The 1,192-nt window shown below is 59.2% G+C and carries 1 protein-coding gene; it reads left to right on the forward strand.

Annotated elements, in window-relative coordinates; translation table 11 throughout:
- Positions 1-1,176: elongation factor Tu (gene tuf, locus AC2FLB_RS20775; protein ID WP_142640426.1), on the forward strand; the 1,176-nt coding region annotated here is incomplete at its 5' end.
- Positions 1,177-1,192 lie beyond the last annotated feature (16 nt).

A 1,192-nucleotide genomic window follows, 5' to 3' on the forward strand; every position in this document is an offset into this window, starting at 1 on the left:
ATGGCAAAGGAAAAGTTTGAGCGTAATAAGCCGCACGTCAACATTGGCACGATTGGGCACGTTGACCACGGCAAGACGACGCTGACCGCAGCGATCACCAAGTATTTTGGTGACTTCAAAGCGTATGACCAGATTGACGGCGCGCCGGAAGAGAAGGCCCGCGGCATCACCATCTCGACGGCCCACGTGGAATACGAGACCGATGCGCGTCACTACGCCCACGTTGACTGCCCCGGCCACGCCGACTACGTCAAGAACATGATCACTGGTGCGGCGCAAATGGACGGCGCGATCCTGGTTGTGAACGCGGCTGACGGCCCGATGCCTCAGACCCGCGAGCACATTCTGCTGGGCCGCCAGGTTGGCATCCCGACCATGGTCGTGTTCATGAACAAAGTTGACCAGGTTGACGACGAAGAGCTGCTGGAGCTGGTTGAAATGGAAATCCGCGAGCTGCTGAGCTCGTATGATTACCCTGGCGACGACATTCCGATCATTGCCGGTTCGGCACTGGCCGCGATGGAAGGCAACAACCCGGAAATCGGCGAAGAATCGATCCGCAAGCTGATGGCTGCCGTGGACGAGTACATCCCGACGCCTGAGCGTGCTGTTGACCAGCCGTTCCTGATGCCGGTCGAAGACGTGTTCTCGATCTCGGGCCGTGGTACAGTTGTGACCGGTCGTGTTGAGCGTGGCGTGATCAATGTTGGCGACGAGATCGAAATCGTCGGCATCCGCGACACCAAGAAAACCACCTGTACCGGTGTTGAAATGTTCCGCAAGCTGCTGGATCGTGGAGAAGCGGGCGACAACATCGGCGCGCTGCTGCGTGGTATCGACCGTGAAGGCGTTGAGCGTGGCCAGGTTCTGTGTAAGCCGGGTTCGGTTACACCGCACACCAAGTTCGAAGCCGAAGCCTATATCCTGACCAAGGAAGAGGGTGGCCGTCACACGCCGTTCTTCGCGAACTACCGTCCGCAGTTCTACTTCCGTACAACTGACGTGACCGGCACCGTGACCCTGGCAGCTGGCACCGAGATGGTTATGCCCGGCGACAACGTGTCGTTCGAGGTTGAGCTGATCGCACCGATCGCGATGGAAAACGGCCTGCGTTTCGCCATCCGCGAAGGCGGCCGCACCGTCGGCGCCGGCGTTGTGTCGAAAATCGTCGAGTAATTCGCGCAAGCGAATG

It is taken from the genome of Ruegeria sp. CDSA236, from assembly GCF_059611285.1.